Below are 17020 nucleotides of genomic sequence, written 5' to 3'. Positions count from 1 at the left end.
AGGGAGGGGAGGGGGAGTGGTGTACGCCACACGTGTTCTCCGCGGAGTGTGAGAGGTCCACCACTTGGCCGACGCGTGAACTCGCGTACGCTGACGTGTCACTCGCCTTCGTTGCGCGGGCCGGAGATCACCGCTCCTCTCCGGCCGAGATCACGGGGAGTCCCCACCCCGTGTGCCCGCCGACCGCGAGGGAACATCTGGGAGGTACGTGCATGTCCGGGACGACCACGGCCGCCGCTGCGCTGCGCCGTCGGGCGGCCGGGGCCGGTGCAAACCGCTGGGTCGTCCTCGTCGTCCTCTGCGTGAGCCTGCTGCTGGTCGCGGTCGACGCGACCGTGCTGCACGTGGCGGTCCCCGCCGTCACCGAGGACCTCAAGCCCGGCGCGATAGAACTGCTCTGGATCGTCGACGTCTACCCCCTCGTCTGCGCCTCGCTGCTGATCCTGTTCGGCACGCTCGGCGACCGTGTCGGCCGCAGACGGGTCCTCCTTCTCGGCTACGCCCTGTTCGGCGTCGCCTCCGGCATGGCCGCCCTCGCCGACAGCGCCCAGGTGCTGATCGTGGCGCGGGCCCTGCTCGGCGTCGGCGGCGCGATGATCATGCCCGCCACGCTCTCGATCCTCCGCCAGGTCTTCCCCGACCGGCGTGAACGCGCCCTCGCCATCGGCATCTGGAGCGCCGTGGCCGCCGTGGGCGCCGCGGTCGGGCCGCTGCTCGGCGGCTTCCTCCTCGAGCACTTCTGGTGGGGCTCGGTCTTCCTCGTCAACATCCCGCTGATGCTGGTCAGTCTGCCGGTGGGCCGCCTCCTGCTGCCCGAGTCGAAGGGCACCGCCGACGGTCCCTGGGACGTGGTCGGCGCGCTGATGGCCGCGGCCGCACTGTTCGGCCTGGTCCTCGGCGTGAAGCGGCTCGGCAGCGGGGAACTCGACGGGATCACGCTGCTGCCGCTGGTCGTGGGCGCCGTGCTGCTGGTTCTCTTCGTGCGACGGCAGCGGCGCCGTACCCATCCGCTCGTCGACCTGCGGATGTTCTCGCGCCCTGCCTTCAGCACGTCCGTCGGCTGCATCGTGCTGGCCATGCTCGCGCTGGTGGGCCTGGAGCTGATCGCGGCGCAGTATCTGCAGTTGGTGCTGGGGCTCTCCCCGCTGGAGACCGGGCTGCGACTGCTGCCGCTCACCATCGCGGCGATGGCCTCCGGACTCGCCGGCGCCCGGATGCTGCGGCGCTTCGGACCGCGTCGGATGGTCTGCTTCGGCTTCGTCCTGACGGCGGTCGCCGTACTGACCCTCATGGCGATGGGCGGCGAGGACAACGCGCCGTTGCTGCTCTTCGGCTTCCTCCTGCTGGGCTTCGGCCTGGAGACCACGCTCTTCGGGGCGTACGAGTCGATGCTGAGCGAGGCACCGCCGGAGCAGGCGGGCGGGGCCGCGGCGATCGGCGAGACCTCGTACCAGCTGGGCGCCGGTATCGGCATCGCTCTCCTCGGCAGCGTGATGAACGCGGCGTACGCGCCCGGCCTTTCGTCGGTGCCGGGTGTCCCGGCGTCGGACTCGGCCGCGGCGGGGCATTCGCTGGGCGAGGCCTATGAGATCGCCGAGCGGCTCGGCGGGTCGGCCGGGGAGGCCCTGCGCCGTACCGCGCGGGACTGCTTCGTGCACGGGCTGCATGTGACGCTGCTGGTCAGCGCGGGTCTGCTGCTGCTCGGCGCGGCGATGGCGCTGCGGCTGCCGCGGGCCATGCAGTGCGAGCCGATGGCGGTCGAGGTGCCCGCGCCCCGGGAAGTCGCCGAGGCCCGCGTCTCCGCCTGAGGTACTGGACGTGCGCGACACTGCACCCGTAACGTCGGCCGGAGAGTCGTAACTAGCACTGCTAGTTTTCAGTTGCCGGAGGGTGCCCCATGTCCGCGTCCGTGAAGCTGCCCCCGTTCGATCCGACCGACCCGCTCGGCCTCGACGACCTGCTGGACCCGGAGGACCTCGCCATCCGGGACACTGTGCGGTCGTGGGCGGCGGACCGGGTGCTGCCCCACGTCGCCGAGTGGTACGAGAGCGGCGAGCTGCCCGGCATCCGCGAACTCGCCCGTGAGCTCGGCGGGATCGGGGCGCTCGGGATGTCGCTCGACGGGTACGGGTGCGCCGGGGCCAGTGCCGTGCAGTACGGGCTCGCCTGTCTGGAGCTGGAGGCCGCCGACTCCGGGATCCGCTCCCTCGTCTCCGTGCAGGGCTCCCTCGCCATGTACGCCATCCACCGGTTCGGCTCCGAGGAACAGAAGCAGACCTGGCTGCCGCGGATGGCCGCCGGCGAGGTCATCGGATGCTTCGGGCTGACCGAGCCCGACCACGGGTCCGACCCCGCGGCGATGCGGACCTTCGCCAAGCGGGACGGCACGGACTGGGTGCTCAACGGGCGCAAGATGTGGATCACCAACGGGTCCGTCGCCGGGGTCGCCGTCGTGTGGGCACAGACCGACGAGGGGATCCGCGGGTTCGTCGTACCGACCGACGTGACCGGCTTCTCGGCACCCGAGATCAAGCACAAGTGGTCGCTGCGCGCCTCCGTCACCAGCGAACTCGTCCTCGACGACGTGCGGTTGCCCGCGGACGCGGTACTGCCGGAGGTCGTCGGGCTCAAGGGCCCGCTGAGCTGTCTGTCGCACGCCCGCTACGGCATCGTCTGGGGTGCGATGGGGGCGGCGCGGTCCTGCTTCGAGGCGGCCGTCGACTACGCGAAGTCTCGGGAGCAGTTCGGGCGGCCCATCGGCGGCTTCCAGCTCACCCAGGCCAAGCTCGCCGACATGGCGGTCGAACTGCACAAGGGGATTTTGCTCGCCCACCATCTGGGGCGGCGGATGGACGCCGGGCGTCTGCGTCCCGAACAGGTCAGCTTCGGCAAGCTGAACAACGTACGGGAGGCGATCGAGATCTGTCGTACGTCGCGCACCATCCTCGGGGCCAACGGGATCTCCCTCGAATACCCCGTCATGCGGCACGCGACCAACCTCGAGTCGGTGCTCACCTACGAGGGCACCGTCGAGATGCATCAGCTGGTACTGGGCAAGGCGCTCACCGGGCTCGACGCCTTCCGGTGAAAACCCTGCGCGGGGGCAGGGCCGGTGAGCGGCCCTGCCTCAGCTCTGGTTGAAGAAGCCGTCCGTGCGGTGCGCGGCCGGGTCGCCGTTCACGATCTCCGTGTTGGCGGGGGTCAGCAGGAACACGCGTGTGGACACGCGCTCGATCGAACCGCGCAGCCCGAAGATCAGGCCGGCAGCGAAGTCGACGACCCGCTTGGCGTCGCCGGCCTCCATCGCGGTGAGGTTCATGATGACGGGCACCCCGTCCCGGAAGAGCTCGCCGATGGCGCGCGCGTCCCGGAAGCTGTCCGGAGTGACCGTGCCGATGCGACGGCCCTTCTCCTCGGCGACATCCGTGGCCACCTTGACCCGCGGGTCGGTGACCCAGGCATCCCCGGGCTCGGTTCCTTCGGAGTAGCCGTCGTCGTCGTAGTAACGCTCGTCATCGTTGTCGTCAACGAGGCCCAGCCAGGCACTCGCCTTGCGCACCGATCCCATGGACGCCTCCTCTCACAGCGGTCTTTCTCGCTTTACGTATCCCTATGGTCATCCATGATGCGGATGACGCGCCATGTGGATAGACGCCGCGCGGGGGGTTTGTGACGGTACTGGTGCACAGCGCATTCGTCGAGAGCCCGGCATTCACAAGGGCCGTTCCCCATACGGCTGCTGACTGTGAGTGAAATATGATTCTTCGCGGCGTATGGGTGACGGTCGGGGCGTACGGGTGAACGACAGGGTCGATACGATGCCGCCGCTCAATGTCGCATTGACCACGGGGGATCGTCGTGTTCGGAATCGTCAGGCCCTGCCGCCATCGGCTCGGTGAAAATCTCAAGACCCAGTGGATGGCGCATTTGTGCGGGCTGTGTCTCGCGCTGCGCAAGGACCACGGGCAGTTCGCGCGCATCGTCACCAACTACGACGGCCTGCTCATATCGGTTCTGACGGAGGCTCAGGCCGAGCGGGGGGCTTCAGGGCGTCGTACGGCGGGCCCGTGCCCGTTGCGCGGAATGCGCACCGCCTCCGTCGCCGACGGCGAGGGCGCACGGCTCTCGGCCGCCGTCTCGCTCGTGCTCGCCTCCGCCAAGGTCCGTGACCATGTCGCCGACGGGGACGGACTGCTGGCCCGCAAGCCGGTGGCGCTCGCCGCCCGCCGGGTCGCGTCGAGCTGGGGTGCGGCGGGGGCCCGTAGCGGGTCCGCGGTCGGGTTCGACACCGCCGTGCTCGTCGATGCCGTGGACCGGCAGCTCGGCATCGAGACCCTGGCCGGGCCCGGGACGCCGATCCTGACCGTCACCGAGCCGACCGAGACGGCCACCGCGGCGGCCTTCGCGCACACCGCGGTCCTCGCCGGGCGGCCGGGCAACGCCGAGCCGCTCGCCGAGGCGGGGCGGCTCTTCGGGCGGCTCGCGCATCTGCTGGACGCCGTGGAGGACCGGGAGACCGACGCCGCGTCGGGGGCGTGGAACCCGCTGACGGCCACCGGGACGTCCCTGGGTGAGGCGCGGCGGCTCGCGGATGACGCGGTGCACGGGATACGGCTCGCGCTGCGGGAAGCCGAGTTCGGCGATCAGAAGCTGGCACATGTGCTGCTCGTGCATGAGCTGCGGACGTCCGTGGACCGGGTCTTCGGCGCGACGTCCTGTGGGCACGGGGCCGGGCCGGCCGGGTTGTCGCACCCTTACGCGCCTCCCGGACCGGGTGGTCCGGGTGTTCCGCCGCCCCCGGAGCCGCCTCGCCGGGACCGGCGCGGGCTGCTCGCGGGGTGTGCGGTGTGGATGGGGCTGGCCTGTACGTGCCAGATGTGTTGCGGGGAGTTCGAGGACCCGTGGACGCGGCAGCGTCGGGAGGGACTGTGCAGTCAGTGCGACTGCGGCGATTGCTGTGACTGTTGCGAGTGCGGCGATTGCTGCGGGAACTGCTGTGACGGGTGCGACTGCGGGTGTGACTGCGGCTGCTGATTCGCCGCAGGGGCGTGGGTTGTTCGGCGGCTGCGGGTCCGGCGTGGCTGGTCGCGCCCACGAGGAGACAGCCGCAAATCGATACAGTCCCGCGCCCCTTCAGGTGGGTGCTGGGCCGTCGGCGATGGAGGACAAAGGGGGCTGTACGGAAGCGCGAGGTGAGGGGAGGCGCGTGTGAAGGCGGGGAAGGAGAACGTGAAAGGGCGCCCGGGAATCAGGGCGCGCAGGGGGTCAGCTCAACAGGAACAGGACCACACGCGACCGAAGTCGATGTGGGAGCGCTTGACCAGCCACTGCTGTGGATGCATGGGGTAAGTGGAACAGGCATCCGGTTGTGCGTCAACCGACTTGAGACGTACGGCTCACAGTATGGACAGCCTTGACAGTGAGGGGAAACGCCCCCGTAGTCTCAAGGAGCGGCCCTGCTGAGGGGCTCGGCCGCGATCCGCGCCGCGCGGCGCGCTTGTGTGAAGGCACCCGTCCGAGTTCGAACGACTCGCTGCCACGGAGCCTTCACATGCCCTCCGACACCCTCGCCGAACCCGCCGCCCTCCGGGGCCAGGCTGACCGACACCCCCAAGAGCTCCTCCGATGACCCGGCACTCTCTGGTGATCGTCGGCGCCGGGCCGCGGGGGGCCGGTCTGATCGAACGGATCGCGGCCAACGCGCCCGAGCTGTACGACGGCTCGGGCTTCGACATCCATCTCGTCGACCCGCACATGCCGGGTGCCGGGCGCATCTGGCGCGAGGCGCAGTCGCCGCTGCTGTGGATGAACTCGCACGCCGAGGACGTCACGATGTTCACCGACGAGACGGTGGACATGGCCGGACCGGTGCGTCCCGGACCCACGCTGCACGAGTGGGCCGGCATCGACGGCACCACCTTCGCGGACCGGCAGCTCCAGGGCGGATATCTGCGATGGGTGCACGAGCGGGCGGTGGCCGAGCTGCCTGCGTCGGTGCGGGTGCACCACCATCCGCGGCGCGCCCTGCGGGTCAGCGGGCCGCGCGAGGGGCGCCAGCAGGTGTGGCTGGAGGGCCGCCCGCGCCCGCTCCTCGCCGACCTGGTCGTCCTCGCGCTCGGTCATGTCGACGCCGAACTCGACGACGAGCAAAGGGCGTTGGCGGCCTACGCGGCAGAGCACGGTCTCGTCCACCTCCCGCCCGACTTCACCGCCGACAGCGACCTGTCCGCGCTCACGCCCGGCTCGCAGGTCCTCGTCCGCGGCTTCGGGCTCGCCTTCGTCGATCTGATGGTGCTGCTGACCGAGGGACGGGGCGGGCGGTACGAGGGCGACACCTATGTGCCGTCCGGACGCGAGCCGGTGCTGTACGTCGGGTCGCGGCGCGGAGTGCCGTACCACTCGAAGATCGGCTACGACTGGACCGGTGAACGGCCGCCGCTGCCCCGGTTCTTCGGGCCCGCCGAGGTCGACGAACTGCTTGCCCGGCCGGCGGGGTTCGACTTCCGGCGGGACGTGTGGCCGCTGGTGGAGAAGGAGTTGGGGTTCGCGCACTACCACCGGTTGTTCACGGTGCACGGGGAGCGGACCGCGATGTCCTGGGCCGACTTCGAGGAGAAGTACGCGGTCGGCGACCGCGCGGATGTCGAGGCCCTCGTGGAGGCCGCCGTGCCCGACCCGGCCGACCGGCTGGACCTGGGCACGCTGGACCGGCCGCTGGAAGGGGTGCGGTACGGGTCGTTCGAGGAGCTCCAGGAGGGGCTGCGGGGGTATGTCGAGCGGGATCTGAGCAGACGGCACGACCCTGCGTACAGCCAGGACCTGTCGGTCTTCCTCGGGTTGCTGTCCGTCTACGGCCAGTTGGTCCGGCTCGGGGGCACCGGGCCCTGGTGGCACGGCTTCTTCAGCTATCTGGCCTCGGGGCCGCCCGGACCCCGGCTGCGACAGCTGCAGGCTCTCTCGCGGGCGGGTGTCGTCAGGTTTCTCGGCGCTGACGTCTCGGTGGCGGCGGAGGACGGTGTCTTCCGGGCCGCGAGCGCGAGTCTGCCCGGGTTCTCCGTCGAGACACGCGCGCTGGTCGAGGCGCGGTTGCCCGAGCCCACGGTCGGGCGGGCCCGCGACGCCCTGCTGCGCGAGCTCCGGGAGGACGGGGCCGCCGAGACCCCGGAGGGGCTGCTCCGGGTGGACCCCGGCGACGGGCGGATCCTGGACCGGGCCGGCCGGCCGCATCCCCGGCGCTTCGCGCTCGGCCCCTTCACCGACGGCCGTACCCCCGGCGCCTTCACCCGGCCCCGCACCGGCGGCCCGGCGTTCCGGCAGAACGACGCGACGGCCAGGGCGGCACTGGAGTTCCTCGCCGCCCTCGCCGGGCGCGCGGCCGCCTGAGACCCCGCCGGCCACTCAAGACACCCCCTACTCCGAGGATTTCCCGCGATGAGCGTCATGGCCGACATCGGATCCGTCCACAAGAGCTTTCTCTCGAAGGTGCTGTGATGTTGCATCTCTCCGCCGCTGTCGATCAGCCGTCGGCCCAGGACGCCGACTCCTACGTCGAACTGGCCCGGCTCGCGGAAGACGGTGTCCTCGACTTCGTGACGCTGGACGACACCTTCGCCCGCCCCGGGCTCGACGCGCTCGCCGTCCTGTCCCGGGTGGCCCCGGCCACCCGCCGGATCGGTCTCGTGCCGACCGTCACGACCACCCACACCGAGCCCTTCCACGTCCAGGCGGCCGTCGCGACCCTCGACTGGGTCAGCCGGGGCCGGGCCGGCTGGCGGCTCGACGTGTCGACCACCGAGGGGGAGGCCCGTCTCTTCGGCCGCCGGCACGCCGCCCCCGCCGACGCGCTGTGGCAGGAGGCCGGTGAAGTGGCCGACGTGGCCGCGAAGTTGTGGGACAGCTGGGAGGACGACGCCGAGATACGGGACGAGCCGACCGGCCGTTTCATCGACCGGGACAAGCTGCACCACGTCGACTTCGAGGGCACGGAGTTCTCGGTGCGGGGCCCCTCGATCGTGCCGCGCCCTCCGCAGGGCCACCCGGTCCGGGTGGTCGACGCCTCCGAGGGGCAGGCCCGGGACACCGCCGCCCGGTACGCGGACGTGGCCCTCGTACGGTCCGTGAGCGCCGCGCACACCCGTGCCGTGCGGGATCAACTGCGCGCCGCCGCAGTGAGGTTCGGGCGCGATCCCGACGGACTGCGGGTCCTCGCCGGCCTCGTCGTCGACCTCGGCGACGGGGAGCACGCGGCCGAGCCGGGCCACGGCGGGGGCGGCCCCCGGCAGACCGCGCAGGGCCCGCTGTACCGCGGCGGCCCCGTCGACCTCGCGGACCTGATCGCCTCCTGGCACGGGGAGGGCGCCGTCGACGGCTTCCACCTCACGCCCGCCGAGCCACGCCGTGACCTGGAGCGGCTCGTCAACGGCACGGTGGCGCTCCTCCAGCACCGCGGACTGTTCCGCACCTTCTACCCGGGCAGCACGCTCCGGGAGCACCTGGGTCTGGCCCGGCCCGCCAACCAGTACGCGGGGGAAGCGTCATGACCGTACGACCGCTCAAACAGATCCGTCTCGCGGCGCACTTCCCGGGCGTCAACAACGCCACCGTCTGGGCCGACCCGCGCTCGCGGTCCCAGATCGAGTTCTCCTCCTTCGAGCATCTGGCCCGCACGGCCGAGCGCGGTCTGTTCGACTTCTTCTTCCTCGCCGAGGGGCTGCGGCTGCGCGAACACAAGGGCCGTATCCACGACCTGGACGTGGTGGGGCGCCCGGAGTCGATCACCGTGCTCAACGCGCTCGCCGCCGTCACGGAGCACCTGGGGCTCGCCGCCACCGTCAACGCGACCTTCAACGAACCGTACGAACTCGCCCGCAGGCTCGCCACGTTGGACCATCTCAGCGGGGGCCGGGCCGCCTGGAACGTGGTGACCTCCTCCGACGCCTTCACCGGGGAGAACTTCCGGCGCGGCGGCTTCCTCGACCGGGCCGAACGGTACACACGGGCGGCCGAATTCGTCGCCACCGCACGGGAGTTGTGGGACTCCTGGACACCGGACGGACTGTCCCGGCCGTTCGCCCACCGCGGGCGGCACTTCGACATCGCGGGCGAGTTCACCGTGCCGCGCTCGCCGCAGGGGCATCCGGTCGTCATCCAGGCCGGGGACTCGGACGAGGGGCGGGAGTTCGCCGCCGCCACGGCCGATGTGGTCTTCACCCGGCAGAGCTCGCTGGAGGGCGGTCGCGCCTTCTACGCCGATGTGAAGGGGCGCCTCGCGAAGTACAGCCGTACCTTCGAGGACCTGAAGATCATGCCCGGGGTCAGTGTCGTCCTCGGCGACACCGCCGCGGAGGCGCAGGAGAAGGCCGCCGAGATCCGCCGGCAGCAGACCTCCCCGCAGACCGCGATCCTCACGCTGGAGCAGATCTGGGGTGTCGACCTCTCCTCGTACGACCCGGACGGCCCGCTCCCCGACATCGACCCGGTGGCCGAGCCGACACTCACCCAGGGCCGGACCCGGCGCGGGAACACCCTCGAGATCGCCGAGAAGTGGCGGGCAATGTCGAAGGAGAAGGGGCTGTCCATCCGGGAGACCGTCATCGAGGCGGGCGGCCGGCAGTCCTTCGTGGGGACCCCGCAGGCGGTCGCCGCCGAGCTCGACGAGTTCGTGCAGCGCGATGCCGCCGACGGCTTCATCCTCGTACCGCATCTCACCCCGGCCGGACTCGACGAGTTCGTGGACCGGGTGGTGCCGCTGCTCCAGGAGCGCGGGGTGTTCCGTACCGAGTACAAGGGCACCACGCTCCGCTCCCACCTCGGGCTTTCCGAACCGGTATGGAAGGGTTGATCACATGACTTCGGACGCGTCCGACGAGTGGAAGAAGTGGCACGAACACCGTGTCGAGACGGTCTCCGCGCCCTACGGACCGCTCTCGCTCACCGGTACGTACTGGCTGGAGGACTATCTGGACGGACGGCTTCCGGATGCTCCCGGGACCTGGTCGGCCGACGGCGACGCGGTGCTGCTCAGAGCCGTCGAGGAGGACGGGCTGACCGTCGACGGCCGGCCCCTCGACGGTGCGGTACGGCTCGGCGCCGACCCCGGACCGGTGGGCGCGAGCCGGGTCGCGTACGGCGAGCGGCGGCTGGTCGTGCTGGTGCGCGAGGGGGTGTGGGCCGTACGGGACTTCGACCCGGCCTCCGAAGCGCGGCGCGCGTTCCGCGGTATCGCGGCCACGCCCCATGAGCCGCGCTGGTCGGTGCCGGGGCGCTTCACGCCGTACGACGAACCGCACAGCGTCCGCGTGGAGAACGCGGACGGACGGCCGCGCGGCCTCGGGCTGGGCGGAGAACTGGCGTTCACCCTCGACGGACAGGAGCTCACGCTCCAGGTGACGGTCGAGGCGGACGGATCGCTGTGGGCGGTTTTCGGCGACGCGACGAGCGGGTCCGGCAGCCACCGCTTCCGGTTCCTGCGGCCAACCGCACCCGACGCCGAGGGGCGCACGACGGTCGACTTCAACCGCGCTCTGCTTCCGCCGTGCGCATTCGCCGACCACTTCATCTGCCCCTTCCCGCCGCCGGGGAATACGCTGGGCATCGCCATCGAGGCGGGGGAGCGCACCCTGCTCCGAGGAGCGGTCGGCTCACGGGGAACGTATGGGTGGTTCAAAGGTTGACGGCCGAAAGGCGCCCTTGCGGCTACCGGTCGTTCGGCCGAATACTCCCCCTCAGCGCTTGTCAGGGGCACGGCGTGTTCGGAATCCGGACATTCGGGCCTCTGGCTGCGCCTCACGGGCCCCGACCCCACGCGGGCCCCCAACCTCCCTGGGAGGGAACGAAAAGTGAGGATCAAGCGCACCACCCCCCGCAGCGGCATTACGAGACGGACCCGGCTGATCGCCGTATCCTCCGGACTCGTGGCCGCCGCCGCGATCGCGATCCCCAACGCGAACGCCGCCCCGGACGCGACCCCCTTCAGCGCCAACGAGTTGAAGAGCGCCAACAGTTCGGTGCTCAAGGCCGATGTCCCGGGCACCGCCTGGGCCGTCGACAGCAAGACCAACCGTGTCGTCGTCACCGTCGACAGCACGGTCTCCAAGGCGGAGATCGCGAAGATCAAGCGGCAAGCCGGCGCCAACGCCGACGCGCTGACGATCAAGCGGACGAACGGCACGTTCAGCAAGTTCATCCAAGGCGGCGACGCCATCTATGCGAGTAGCTGGCGCTGCTCGCTCGGCTTCAACGTCCAGGACAGCAGCGGCACCCAGTACTTCCTGACCGCCGGTCACTGCACCGACGGCGCGGGCACCTGGTACTCCAACTCCGGGCGCACCACGGTCATCGGCTCGACCGCCGGCTCCAGCTTCCCGGGCAACGACTACGGCATCGTGCGCTACTCCGGGTCCGTCAGCCGGCCCGGCACCGCGAACGGGGTGGACATCACCCGCGCCGCCACGCCGGCCGTGGGCACCACCGTCATCCGCGACGGCTCCACCACCGGCACCCACAGCGGCCGGGTCACCGCCCTCAACGTGAGCGTCAACTACGGCGGCGGCGATGTCGTCGGCGGTCTGATCCAGACCACCGTCTGCGCCGAGCCCGGCGACTCCGGAGGCTCGCTCTACGGCAGCAACGGCACCGCGTACGGTCTCACCTCCGGCGGCAGCGGCAACTGCACCTCCGGTGGCACGACCTTCTTCCAGCCGGTCACGGAGGCCCTGAGCGCCTACGGCGTCAGCGTCTACTAGTCCCGACCGGTCAGCTGCGCCTGTACGGCCTGAATCGCAGCCTGCACCTGGTGAGCCCCCGCACGCGCCTGCCGTGCGGGGGCTCGCTATCGTCTGCGCCAAGACGGGGGAGAGGAAGCGGAGTTGGAGTTCGACGACCGGCAACGGCGGATACGGCGCAGCCCGTTGCTGTTCGTGGCGCCGCTGGTGCTGCTGATCCTGCTGACGCTGGTGCTGCTGTGGGAGATCGTGCGGTCGAACATCACCGGCGACCTGGCCCGGCAGTGGCCCTGGCGGCTACGGCTCATGGACATGAACCCGCTGGGCGCGCTGCTCGCGGTGGCGCTCGCCGCGGTCTTCGGGAGAGCCCAGTACGCGCGGACGGTCCAGCCCGTGCTGGGCTGGAGCTCCTCCTGGACGGTCGGCGACCTCGGCCCGGACGAGCCGGGCTGGCGGGTGGAGGTGGTGAACGGCGGCTCGCAGCACGCGGTGGTGGAACAGCGGGACTTCTGCTTCGTGCCGTGCGACGGGGAACCCACCGAGTGGACCGACCACGACGGACTGCTCCGGGCACTCGCCGGCCGGGGGCTCGTGGCGGGCAAGGACTACTACCTGTGGCTGACCGGCGCCGGCTTCCCGCTGGGCACGGGTGGCATGCGGGCGGGGACGTACGGTCAGCGGTTCGTGGACGAGATCGACCAGCTGCGCATGCGGCTGCGTGTCACCGACGCCGTGGGTGACAGCCATGAGCGGGTCATGGACCTGATGCGTGGCGCCCGGATGGAGCGCCCCGGAGGGCCCGTGCGCCCCGGAGGGCCCGTGCGCCCCGGATCATGACGCCGGGCACAGCCAGTCCAGTACGGCGGGCAGCGCCTCGATCGCCCCGAAGTGACCGGCGTCCGGGTCCAGGACGGGACGGGCGCGGGGGACGCGGTCCAGGAGCCACTCGAAGTGGCCCACCGGGGAGAACCGGTCCTGGGCGCCGTGCCACAGCAGGACCGGCCGCGTGATGTCCGCCGGGTCGAAGCCCCAGTGGCTCAGCAGCGCGAGGGCGTCGTCGAGCCAGCCGTACGCCGAAGTGCGCAGTGCCTCGCGGTAGTTGCGCAGCAGCATGTCGCTGACGGCCGGCTGGGAGACGATCCGCCGGTCGGCGTCGGTGAGCCCGTCGCGGATGGTCACGAGCAGCTGGGCGGGGTCCTGGCGGATGGCGGCGGCGCGGGAGGCGAGCCGCTCCGCGAAGGCGAGTGTGTCGGTCAGCGCCAGGGTGTAGTCCTCGACATTGGAGGCCGCCATGCCGTCGAACCAGCTCAGCCCCTCCGCGTCCGGTGGCGCGAGGGACACCAGCGCCGCCGCCCGCCGTATCCGCGCGGGCATCAGCGCCGCACAGGCCAGGGCGTGCGGGGCACCGCCCGACCGTCCGAGGACGGAGAACTTCTCCAGCCCGAGGGCGTCGGCCAGATCGGCCACGTCGTGGGCCGCGTCGGCGACCCGGCGTCCCGGGTGCCGGTCCGAGTCCGCGTAGCCGGGACGGTCGTAGGCGATGAACCGCACCCATGGGTGCGCCTTGACGACGTCGTCGGGCACGACCCCGGACCGGCAGCCCGGGGTGCCGTGCAGCAGCACCACCGGTGTGCCGTCCCGGTCGCCGTACTCCTCGACCGTCAGCCACCTGCCGTCGCGCGTCTGTATGCCGTCGAGCACCTGTGTCCTCCGTCTCCCCATCGTGTACATCGCGGAGTTACCGTCGAAGTACACACCTTGAGCGCCTGATTCGGACCCTGGGGGGCCGTCATGGTCGAGGAGCTGGTGGCAGCGGGCGTGACACTCGCCTCCGCCGGAGCGGTGTACGTGATGGCGGCGGCACGGGTCGTCAAACAGTACGAGCGGGGCGTGGTCTTCCGTCTCGGCAAGCTCCGCTCGGAAGTGCGCGGGCCGGGGTTCACGATGATCGTTCCGGGCATCGACAAGCTCCGGAAGGTCAACATGCAGATCGTGACGATGCCGGTGCCCGGGCAGGAGGGCATCACCCGGGACAACGTCACGGTGCGGGTCGACGCGGTCGTCTATTTCAAGGTGACGGCGCCGGCCGAGGCGATCGTCCGGGTGGAGGACTACCGGTTCGCGGTCGCGCAGATGGCCCAGACCTCGCTCAGGTCCATCATCGGCAAGAGCGAGCTGGACGATCTGCTGTCCGACCGCGAGAAGCTCAACCAGGGACTGGAGTTGATGATCGACAGCCCCGCCGTGGAGTGGGGCGTCACCATCGACCGGGTCGAGATCAAGGACGTCTCCCTGCCCGAGACCATGAAGCGGTCCATGGCCCGGCAGGCCGAGGCCGACCGGGAGCGGCGGGCCCGGGTCATCAATGCCGACGCCGAGCTCCAGGCGTCGAAGAAGCTCGCCGAGGCGGCCAAGGAGATGTCCGAGCAGCCGGCCGCGCTGCAACTGCGGCTGCTGCAGACGGTGGTGGCGGTGGCGGCCGAGAAGAACTCGACGCTGGTGCTGCCCTTCCCCGTCGAGCTGCTGAGGTTCCTGGAGAGGGCGGCGCCGGTGCCCGGACCGGTGCAGCAACCGCAGCAACCAGTGCGTTCTGTCGAGGAGCAACCGGTGCAGGAGCAACTGCCTTCGCCCCAGCCTCGTTTGGATCCGGGCTCCGAGGGGTCGAATTCAAGACAGGACTAGACCTCACAGGCTGCTCATTGATTACCCGCGCGTAGTGTTTGCACTGCGAAGCCGCCTGGTGTGACTGTGCACGGTCAATCCGGCAGGGGCGCGCAACCGCGTTCTACGCGCGTCCGGAACTCAACCTTGTGCGCCCCCCGCCGGGTTCGAAAGAGTAAGGGCTCGTCAACCAGCCTTCCGGCCCGCGAGGTCCCCACAACCGACCGGGCCGACCCCCCACAGGAGGACCCGAGTTGAAGCACCGACGCATACCCAAGCGGCGGGCAGCCCTGGCAGGTGCGGGAATCACCGCACTGGTCGCCGCGGGCATCACCTTCCAGACTGCGAACGCCAGCGAGCCCACGAAGAGCCCCGCACCCGAGACCCTGTCGGTCGCGGCGGCCGGAAAGCTCGCCTCGACGCTCGGCCAGGACCTCGGAACCGCCGCGGCGGGAACGTATTACGACGCGAAGACCAAGAACCTCGTCGTGAACGTCCTCAGCGAGACCGCGGCCGACACCGTCGAGGCGGCCGGCGCCAAGGCGCGGGTCGTGGCGAACTCCCTCGCCGAGCTGAAGAGCGCCCGCGGCACGCTCAAGCAGGACGCGACGATCCCGGGTACGTCCTGGGCGACCGACCCGACCACCAACAAGGTGGTCGTCACCGCCGACCGCACGGTCTCCGACGCGGAGTGGGCCAAGCTCACGAAGGTCGTCGACGGGCTCGGCGCCAAGGCCGAACTCCAGCGCACGAAGGGGGAGTTCAAGCCCTTCGTGGCCGGCGGTGACGCGATCACCGGTGGCAGCGGGCGGTGCTCGCTCGGATTCAACGTGGTCAAGGGCGGGGAGCCGTACTTCCTCACCGCCGGGCACTGCACCGAGTCCATCTCCACCTGGTCGGACTCGAGCGGGACCGAGATCGGCACGAACGAGGTGTCCAGCTTCCCGGACAACGACTACGGGCTGGTCAAGTACACCGCCGAGGTCGACCACCCGAGCGAGGTGAACCTCTACAACGGGTCCTCGCAGGCGATCACGGGGGCCGCGGCGGCGACGGTCGGGCAGTCGGTCACGCGCAGCGGCTCCACGACGCAGGTGCACTCCGGGAAGGTCACGGGGCTGGACGCGACCGTGAACTACGGAAACGGTGACATCGTCAACGGGCTGATCCAGACGGACGTCTGCGCGGAGCCCGGGGACAGTGGTGGCTCGCTCTTCTCCGGAAGCAGCGCGATCGGGCTCACCTCGGGTGGCAGCGGTGACTGCACCTCCGGTGGGGAGACGTTCTTCCAGCCGGTGACCGAGGCGTTGTCGGCCACGGGGACGTCGATCGGCTGACGGTTCGTGGTGTGCGGAGTCCCGCCCCTTCGGGGGGCGGGACTTTCGTTTCCACCCGCACCGCCCGTGCGGGTTTCGTGGTCGGGTGCGGGTGGCCCTGGTGGGGGCGGAGCGCCGTCGGCGGATGCGGGTCGACCGTGGCGGTCCGCTGCCGGCGGCGGGTGCGGGTTCGGTAACCGGCGGCCGCCCAGGCGTACTGCGGCATCCGAGTCGGCGGCAGTTCGCCCTCAGACTTCCTGCGCAGTCCCGCCGCGAGCCGGCAGCGGTTCGCCTTCGCGTCTGTTGCGCAGTCCCGCCGCCCCCAGCGTGACCGCGATCCCGGCCGCCGCCCATGCCGACAGCACCAGCAGGGAGGCGGTCATGTCGTTGCCCTTGAAGTAGGCGATCGAGCGGGCCGCCCAGGTCCCCGCGCCCGGTGGCAGCGCCGGGCCGATCGCCTGCCAGAACGGCGGCAGCATCGGCAGCGGGAAGGCCCCGCCCGCGCTCGGGTTGCCCGCGATCACCACGAGCAGGATCGCGATGCCGATGCCGATGATCCCGAAGATCGCCTGGAGGGCGAGGGTCGCCGCCCCCACCGCGAAGGTGACCAGCGCGCCGAGCCCCCAGAGGGCGAGCACGCTGCCCGGCAGCGCGCCCAGGATCGGCCCCACGATCACCGCGCCGCCCAGTCCGCCGACGATCGACACCAGCGCCATCACGATCAGCCGGATCGCCGCGCGGCGTGGGTTGGCGGGCCGGGCGCCGGCGCTGATCGCCAGGATCGAGGCGCACAGATAGCCGCCGACGCACCAGCCGACGACCAGGTAGAAGGCCGACAGGCCGTCGAAGTCCTGGGGCGAGGCCGGGGCCACGTCCACCGTCTTGATGCTCCGCTTCTGAGGGGCCTCCAGGGCGGTGAGGTACTTCTCCAAGGTCGTGGCGAGGACGGTGCCGCCGCCGCTCGCGACGAGGAGCGTGTCGGTCGTCCCGGCCGGGTCGATGACCAGCGCCCCGTCGATGTCCCGGTTCAGGATCTGCTTCCGGGCCGTCGCCTCGTCGGCCACCGTGCGCGGGTCCAGGGGTGAGCCGGGCAGCTTCTCCATCCGGGCCACCGCCTGCTCGGCGGCGGCCCGCGGCGCGGCCACCGCGAACGGCACGTCCTTCGCCTTCGGATCGTGCAGCGCCCCCACATAGGAGGCGATGAACAGCAACTGGAGTGCGATCACTCCGATGACCAGCAGCGTGGCCCGCGGGGTGACCGCGTCCTTCACCTCGGCGAGAAAGCTGTTCTGTGTCATGTCCTCACAGTCCGAGGTGAGG

Annotated in this window: 14 protein-coding genes; 11 read left to right on the top strand and 3 right to left on the bottom strand. The window is 71.0% G+C overall.

The annotated features are described in order from the left end of the window. The first annotated feature begins 212 nt into the window (after positions 1 to 212). Together ACWD3I_RS26800 and ACWD3I_RS26795 are read left to right on the top strand one after the other, a co-directional pair. The gene (locus ACWD3I_RS26800; protein ID WP_365399367.1) at positions 213 to 1808 is read left to right on the top strand and encodes an MFS transporter; all 1596 of its coding nucleotides are present in this window, start codon (positions 213 to 215) and stop codon (positions 1806 to 1808) included. Between the two features lie 89 nt (positions 1809 to 1897). Next, positions 1898 to 3088: an acyl-CoA dehydrogenase family protein gene (locus ACWD3I_RS26795; RefSeq protein ID WP_365399370.1), complete on the top strand. Its 1191-nt coding sequence runs from the start codon at positions 1898 to 1900 to the stop codon at positions 3086 to 3088. A 39-nt stretch (positions 3089 to 3127) separates the two neighbouring features. Here the strand turns inward: ACWD3I_RS26795 and ACWD3I_RS26790 are convergent, their stop codons facing one another. Continuing rightward, complete coding sequence (locus tag ACWD3I_RS26790) at positions 3128 to 3568, bottom strand: cell division protein SepF (RefSeq protein ID WP_365399373.1); 441 nt, start codon at positions 3566 to 3568, stop codon at positions 3128 to 3130. A gap of 290 nt (positions 3569 to 3858) precedes the next feature. On the opposite strand from ACWD3I_RS26790, the gene ACWD3I_RS26785 reads away from it, so the two are divergent. The 7 genes from ACWD3I_RS26785 to ACWD3I_RS26755 all read left to right on the top strand — a co-directional run bounded on the left by ACWD3I_RS26785 (position 3859) and on the right by ACWD3I_RS26755 (position 12560). Continuing rightward, positions 3859 to 5034, top strand: a complete 1176-nt coding sequence (locus ACWD3I_RS26785) for a DUF5685 family protein (RefSeq protein ID WP_365399376.1) — start codon at positions 3859 to 3861, stop codon at positions 5032 to 5034. A gap of 591 nt (positions 5035 to 5625) precedes the next feature. Further along, positions 5626 to 7383 carry an FAD/NAD(P)-binding protein gene (locus tag ACWD3I_RS26780; RefSeq protein WP_365399379.1) on the top strand — a complete coding sequence of 586 codons (1758 nt, stop codon included), beginning with the start codon at positions 5626 to 5628 and terminating at the stop codon, positions 7381 to 7383. Between the two features lie 107 nt (positions 7384 to 7490). Next, complete coding sequence (locus ACWD3I_RS26775; RefSeq protein WP_365399382.1) at positions 7491 to 8540, top strand: LLM class flavin-dependent oxidoreductase; 1050 nt, start codon at positions 7491 to 7493, stop codon at positions 8538 to 8540. Beyond that, the gene (locus ACWD3I_RS26770; RefSeq protein ID WP_365399385.1) at positions 8537 to 9841 is read left to right on the top strand and encodes an NtaA/DmoA family FMN-dependent monooxygenase; all 1305 of its coding nucleotides are present in this window, start codon (positions 8537 to 8539) and stop codon (positions 9839 to 9841) included. Before ACWD3I_RS26775 ends, ACWD3I_RS26770 begins: the two co-directional genes overlap by 4 nt. A gap of 4 nt (positions 9842 to 9845) precedes the next feature. Beyond that, a complete protein-coding gene (locus ACWD3I_RS26765; protein ID WP_365399387.1) occupies positions 9846 to 10673 on the top strand; it encodes a DUF1684 domain-containing protein in 828 nt (275 codons plus the stop codon). A 165-nt stretch (positions 10674 to 10838) separates the two neighbouring features. Beyond that, positions 10839 to 11744: a S1 family peptidase gene (locus ACWD3I_RS26760; RefSeq protein WP_365399390.1), complete on the top strand. Its 906-nt coding sequence runs from the start codon at positions 10839 to 10841 to the stop codon at positions 11742 to 11744. A gap of 123 nt (positions 11745 to 11867) precedes the next feature. Beyond that, positions 11868 to 12560, top strand: coding sequence for a hypothetical protein (locus ACWD3I_RS26755; RefSeq protein WP_365399393.1), 693 nt, complete (start codon positions 11868 to 11870; stop codon positions 12558 to 12560). Here ACWD3I_RS26755 and ACWD3I_RS26750 read toward each other — a convergent pair. Then, the gene (locus ACWD3I_RS26750) at positions 12555 to 13424 is read right to left on the bottom strand and encodes an alpha/beta fold hydrolase (protein ID WP_365399397.1); all 870 of its coding nucleotides are present in this window, start codon (positions 13422 to 13424) and stop codon (positions 12555 to 12557) included. The two genes, ACWD3I_RS26755 and ACWD3I_RS26750, sit on opposite strands and share 6 nt — an antisense overlap. A gap of 90 nt (positions 13425 to 13514) precedes the next feature. Between ACWD3I_RS26750 and ACWD3I_RS26745 the strand changes: the two genes are divergently transcribed. Beyond that, complete coding sequence (locus ACWD3I_RS26745) at positions 13515 to 14405, top strand: slipin family protein (protein WP_365399400.1); 891 nt, start codon at positions 13515 to 13517, stop codon at positions 14403 to 14405. 233 nt (positions 14406 to 14638) lie between these two features. After that, complete coding sequence (locus ACWD3I_RS26740) at positions 14639 to 15721, top strand: S1 family peptidase (protein ID WP_267016298.1); 1083 nt, start codon at positions 14639 to 14641, stop codon at positions 15719 to 15721. Positions 15722 to 15948: 227 nt separating this feature from the next. On the opposite strand, the gene ACWD3I_RS26735 is transcribed toward ACWD3I_RS26740, so the two are convergent. Further along, positions 15949 to 16998, bottom strand: coding sequence for an ABC-2 transporter permease (locus ACWD3I_RS26735; RefSeq protein ID WP_365399404.1), 1050 nt, complete (start codon positions 16996 to 16998; stop codon positions 15949 to 15951). Positions 16999 to 17020 lie beyond the last annotated feature (22 nt).

The sequence above is a fragment of the Streptomyces sp. NPDC002817 genome (assembly GCF_053592055.1).
Note: the sequence above shows the minus strand (reverse complement) of the source record. Positions and strands in the feature narration are given on the sequence as shown.

Coding starts and splice junctions, on each gene's coding strand:
- ACWD3I_RS26795 (WP_365399370.1), top strand. CDS start 1,898: ATGTCCGCGTCCGTGAAGCTGCCCCCGTTCGATCCGACCGACCCGCTC.
- ACWD3I_RS26775 (WP_365399382.1), top strand. CDS start 7,491: ATGTTGCATCTCTCCGCCGCTGTCGATCAGCCGTCGGCCCAGGACGCC.
- ACWD3I_RS26735 (WP_365399404.1), bottom strand. CDS start 16,998: ATGACACAGAACAGCTTTCTCGCCGAGGTGAAGGACGCGGTCACCCCG.
- ACWD3I_RS26745 (WP_365399400.1), top strand. CDS start 13,515: ATGGTCGAGGAGCTGGTGGCAGCGGGCGTGACACTCGCCTCCGCCGGA.
- ACWD3I_RS26800 (WP_365399367.1), top strand. CDS start 213: ATGTCCGGGACGACCACGGCCGCCGCTGCGCTGCGCCGTCGGGCGGCC.
- ACWD3I_RS26770 (WP_365399385.1), top strand. CDS start 8,537: ATGACCGTACGACCGCTCAAACAGATCCGTCTCGCGGCGCACTTCCCG.
- ACWD3I_RS26765 (WP_365399387.1), top strand. CDS start 9,846: ATGACTTCGGACGCGTCCGACGAGTGGAAGAAGTGGCACGAACACCGT.
- ACWD3I_RS26790 (WP_365399373.1), bottom strand. CDS start 3,568: ATGGGATCGGTGCGCAAGGCGAGTGCCTGGCTGGGCCTCGTTGACGAC.
- ACWD3I_RS26780 (WP_365399379.1), top strand. CDS start 5,626: ATGACCCGGCACTCTCTGGTGATCGTCGGCGCCGGGCCGCGGGGGGCC.